Source organism: Meiothermus rufus DSM 22234, assembly GCF_000423425.1.
Lineage (GTDB): Bacteria > Deinococcota > Deinococci > Deinococcales > Thermaceae > Meiothermus > Meiothermus rufus.
On the sequence record NZ_AUHY01000107.1, the window covers coordinates 1 to 4,348 of the forward strand.

The following is a 4,348-nucleotide window of genomic DNA, read 5'->3' on the forward strand; positions in this document are numbered from 1 at the left end:
TACTGGAAGGTAGATGTACGAAAGAAGCGGTACTGGCTTTTCTTGAGAAGCAGGCCCAACAAGCCAGCCAGCAAAACAAGCTCACGGTCATGGTGCTGGACAATGCCAGCTTCCACAAAGCCAAGCTGATCCAGGCTCGGCTGGCAACCTGGCAAGCGCAAAACCTCTATCTACGCTTCTTGCCTCCCTACAGCCCTCAGCTCAACCTCATCGAGACCTTTTGGAGAAAGCTCAAAGCCTACCTTCTGCCCCGCCGCCATTACGCTAGCCTCTCCCACCTCAAGCAAGCCCTGTTGCAAGCCTTGGACCTACTGGGGGCTGTGGAGGTAAAAATCTAATGGGGAAATACTTAGTAGGTCTGGCCCTGATACACCGACTTCCCTGCAGCTTTCTCGGGGTCCACCATCATCCCACAGACCGGGTCCCGTACCTCCTGTGCCATAAACTTCACTCCTCTCCTCAGCTCCAGGCGCCGGGGCAATCGGCCGGGCAGGGGGTTGGCCAGCACCACCAGGGCTCGCCGCCGATGATCTTCAGGGTCTCCCGGGCAGGCCGGGTCTCCCTCACCTCCGCCCGGAAGAAGCGGGTGCCGTCGTTCACCGCCCCCGCCACCGCCGCGGCCAGTTGCTCCGGCTCGACCCGCTTGGGGTCAAAGGCGACCAGGGCTGCCCTTTCCCACAGGAACACCTCGGCCAGCCACACCCCGTCCAGGCTCAGTAGGGCGTTGTGTACGTGGGCGGCGCAGTTGCTGCAGCCCAGCCCGAAGAGGCTCAGATAAGCGCTGCTTCCCTTGAGAAGGGCTTGCAGGTCGAACGGCTTGTGCCGCCGCTCGACGTGTCCGAAGGGTTCGGGGTGTAAAACCATGCCTTGCCTCCGCTAACTCGTCACCACTACCTTGCCGCGCAGCATCCCCATCTGACACTGGAAGGGGATTTCGCCGGCTTGCTGGGGGGTGAACTCCAGCGTCACCGTCTCGCCCTCGGGCAGCTTGGCCGACCGGCCCAGCGTGTCGAAAACGACCATCTCGCTGCACAGGGCCGACTCCCGCCGGGTGAAGTGCAGCCGCACCGCCTTGCCCTTCTTGACCACGATCACGTCGGGGTCGTAGCCGCCTTTGACGGTAATGTTGATCTCCTGTACCCCTGCCACCTCGGTCACGGCTACCCCCTCCTTCTTGTAGAGCCAGAAGTACCAGACGATCCAGGCGACGAGCGCCAGCCCTAAGAGATTGACCAAGGTCAACATAGTTCCCTCCTGTTAAGCCCGCGTAAAGCTCCTGGCCCTGAAAAAGCGCAGGCGGTTGGCGTTGGAGACCACGGTGACGCTGGAGATGGCCATGGCCGCTCCGGCCAGGATGGGGGAGAGCAGGATGCCGAAGAAGGGGAAGAGGATGCCGGCGGCGACCGGGATGCCCAGCACGTTGTAGACGAAGGCCCCGAAGAGGCTCTGCTTGGCGTTTTGCATGGTGGCCTTGGAGACTTCGATGGCGTAGGCCACCCCTTTCAGGCTCCCGCCGATCAGGGTGACGTCGGCGACCTCGATGGCCACGTCGGTGCCGGTGCCGATGGCGAAGCCCACGTCGGCCTCGACCAGGGCGGGGGCGTCGTTGATCCCGTCGCCCACCATCCCCACCTTCTTGCCCTCGGCCTTGAGGGCGTGCACCTGGTTGGCCTTCTCTTCCGGCAGCACCTCGGCCAGCACCCGCTCGATGCCGACCTGGCGGGCGATCGAGCGGGCGGTGCGCTCGTTATCCCCGGTGAGCATAACCACCTCGAGGCCCATCTGCCGCATCACCCGGATGGCCTCGACGGAGTCCTCCTTGAGGGTGTCGGCTACGGCGACCACCCCGGCGGCCTGGCCGTCCACCGCCACGTACATGGCGGTCTTGCCCTCGCCCTGGAGCCGCCCTACAGCCTCAGCCAGGCTCGTGGTGTCCACTTTTTCCCGCTCCATCAGCTTGCGGTTGCCCACCAGCACGCGCTTTCCATCCACGGCCGCCTCCACCCCGTGCCCGGGAACGGCCTTGAAGGCGCCGGGCTCCAGGGGTTCCAGCCCCCTGGCCTGGGCCCCCTTGACGATGGCCTGGGCCAGGGGGTGCTCGGAGGGCCGGTCCGCGCTGGCAGCCAGGTGGATCAGGGTCTTCTCGTCAAAACCGGGCGCGGGAAGCGCGTCGGTGAGCTCGGGCTTGCCCTTGGTGATGGTGCCGGTCTTGTCCAGCACCACGGTCTTGAGGGCGCTGGCGGTCTGCAGGGCCTCCCCGTTGCGGATGAGCACTCCGTGCTCGGCGGCCTTGCCCAGACCCGCCACCAGCGACAGCGGCACCGCCATGCCCACCGCGCAGGGGCAGGCGATGATCAGCACGGTCACCGCCGTCACCACCGCGTAGGCCAGGGCCGGGCTGGGGCCGAAGTTGAGCCAGGCCAGGAAGGTCAGGACGGCGATGATCATCACCGCAGGGACGAAGTAGCCCGAGACCACGTCCACCAGCCGGGCGATGGGGGCCTTGGAGCCCATCGCGTCCTGCACCATCTTGACGACCTGGGCGAGCGCGGTGTCCTTGCCCACCTTGGTGGCCCTGAACTTAAAGCTTCCGGTGGTGTTGACCGTGGCCCCGATCACCTCGTCGCCGGGCTGCTTGTCCACCGGCAGGCTCTCGCCGGTGACCATGCTCTCGTCGAGCGCGGACTGCCCCTCGATAATCACCCCGTCCACCGGGATCTTCTCGCCGGGGCGCACCACCACGACGTCGTCCACCTCGACCTCCTCGACCGGGATCTCCAGTTCGCGCCCCTCGCGCAGCACCCGGGCGGTCCTGGCCTGCAGGCCGATCAGCTTCCTGATGGCCTGGCTGGTCTGTCCCTTGGCCCGCACCTCCAGGGCCTGCCCCAGCACCACCAGCGCCGTCACCACCGCGGTCACGTCGTAGAAGGGCTCGGCGGTGCCCGCGGGGAAGAGCCTCGGGAAGATCAGCGCCGCCGTGGAGTAGAGCCAGGCCGCGCCGGTGCCCAGGGCGATGAGGGTGTTCATGTCGGCGGCGTGGTGGCGGAAGGCCGAGGCGGCCCCGGTGAAGAACTGCCGCCCGGAGTAGAACATCACCGGCAGGGTCACGAGCCCCGACAGCACCCACAACAGCCAGACGACCCCCTCGGAGATCGCCGAGGAGAAGAGGTAGGGGGCGTAGAGCCAGCTCACGTTGGGGTAAGCCACCAGCACGGTCGGGACTGAGACCGCGGCGGCGAACCAGAACTTGGCCATCAGGCTCTTGTACTCCCGGGCGTGGGCTTCAGCCTCCTCCTCGGGGGCCGGGGGCTGCTCGAGGGGGTGGGCGGTCTGGTAGCCGACAGATTCCACCGCGGCCTGGATCGCCCTGAAATCGGCGGTGCCTGGAACGTACTCGACCGTGGCCACCCCGGTGGCCGGGTTGACGCTGGCGTCCAGTACCCCGGGCACGGCCCGCAGGACGTCTTCGATGCGGGCCACGCAGCTCGCACAGTGCATCCCGGCGATGTGGGCCCTGAGCTCGGCCCGGCCCACCGAGTAGCCCGCGCGTTCTACGGCCTCGACCACACCGGCCACGCTGATGGCGCCGGGGTTGTAGGTGAGGTGCGCCTCCTGGCGGGCCAGGTTGACCTGCACCGCCTCGATGCCCGCGACCTGTCTTAGAGCGTGCGACAGGGCTCGCGCCCGCGCGGTGTCCTTCACCTGCGGCAGGGGCAAGCAAAGCGAAGCGGCACCAGGCCCAGGTGGTTGCTTGTTCCGGGTCACCTCCATGACGTTGACCTCCTGTGGCGATCATAGCCCACCCCACCTGGGGTGGGTATAGGACAAAAGCCCTGGCCGGGAGCGGGCCTTGCTGGGGGCAGGGCCCCCAACCTTCGCAAGCCGAGGCTTTACCGGAGCTTAGAAACTGTTGTAAAAGTCCGCAATACTGGAAGGGTGATGCCTACACGTAGATTTTACCCCAGCGACCTCTCGGACGCAGAGTGGGCCTTGCTGGAACCCTTGATCCCCGCCCCCAAGCCCGGCGGCCGACCCGCCAAGGTGCCCAGAAGGGAAATAGTGAACGCCATACTCTACGTCCTGGAAAACGGCATCAAGTGGCGGGCTATGCCCCATGACCTGCCCCACTGGTCCACGGTCTACCACTACTTCCGCAAGTGGCAAAAGGAAGGGGTCTGGGAGAAGGTAGCCCAGGCCCTGGTCCGGCGTGACCGGGAGCGAGAGGGACGGTATGCCCCCCCCAGTGCCTTGGTCATGGACAGCCAGTCGGTGAAGACGGGGGAAAAGGGGGGCCCCGGGGAAACGACGGGGCAAAGAAAGTAAAAGGGAGGAAACGGCAGATTCTGAC

At 66.1% G+C, this 4,348-nt stretch carries 6 protein-coding genes; 2 read left to right on the forward strand and 4 right to left on the reverse strand.

Annotation, left to right across the window (positions count from 1 at the left end):
* A partial coding sequence (locus G552_RS0113475; protein WP_027883155.1) for a transposase occupies positions 1–338 on the forward strand: 338 nt, incomplete at its 5' end.
* 11 nt (positions 339–349) lie between these two features.
* Here the strand turns inward: G552_RS0113475 and G552_RS16430 are convergent.
* Genes G552_RS16430 through G552_RS15660 form a run of 4 tightly spaced genes read right to left on the reverse strand, consistent with a single transcriptional unit; the run spans position 350 to position 3,771 of the window.
* Entirely contained in the window at positions 350–451 is a 102-nt protein-coding gene (locus tag G552_RS16430) for a YHS domain-containing protein (RefSeq protein ID WP_156890759.1), read from the reverse strand.
* 8 nt (positions 452–459) lie between these two features.
* Positions 460–864: a heavy-metal-associated domain-containing protein gene (locus G552_RS15655; RefSeq protein ID WP_036271000.1), complete on the reverse strand. Its 405-nt coding sequence runs from the start codon at positions 862–864 to the stop codon at positions 460–462.
* 12 nt (positions 865–876) lie between these two features.
* The gene (locus G552_RS0113485; protein ID WP_027883476.1) at positions 877–1,245 is read right to left on the reverse strand and encodes a cupredoxin domain-containing protein; all 369 of its coding nucleotides are present in this window, start codon (positions 1,243–1,245) and stop codon (positions 877–879) included.
* Between the two features lie 12 nt (positions 1,246–1,257).
* Positions 1,258–3,771, reverse strand: coding sequence for a heavy metal translocating P-type ATPase (locus tag G552_RS15660; RefSeq protein WP_084640455.1), 2,514 nt, complete (start codon positions 3,769–3,771; stop codon positions 1,258–1,260).
* A 168-nt stretch (positions 3,772–3,939) separates the two neighbouring features.
* Here G552_RS15660 and G552_RS0113495 point away from each other — a divergent pair, with 168 nt between their 5' ends.
* Positions 3,940–4,323: an IS5 family transposase gene (locus G552_RS0113495; protein WP_027883477.1), complete on the forward strand. Its 384-nt coding sequence runs from the start codon at positions 3,940–3,942 to the stop codon at positions 4,321–4,323.
* Positions 4,324–4,348 lie beyond the last annotated feature (25 nt).

Excerpts from the sequence above, each read along its gene's own strand:
- G552_RS15655 (WP_036271000.1), bottom strand. The coding sequence starts at position 864 with ATGGTTTTACACCCCGAACCCTTCGGACACGTCGAGCGGCGGCACAAG.
- G552_RS0113485 (WP_027883476.1), bottom strand. The coding sequence starts at position 1,245 with ATGTTGACCTTGGTCAATCTCTTAGGGCTGGCGCTCGTCGCCTGGATC.
- G552_RS15660 (WP_084640455.1), bottom strand. The coding sequence starts at position 3,771 with ATGGAGGTGACCCGGAACAAGCAACCACCTGGGCCTGGTGCCGCTTCG.
- G552_RS0113495 (WP_027883477.1), top strand. The coding sequence starts at position 3,940 with ATGCCTACACGTAGATTTTACCCCAGCGACCTCTCGGACGCAGAGTGG.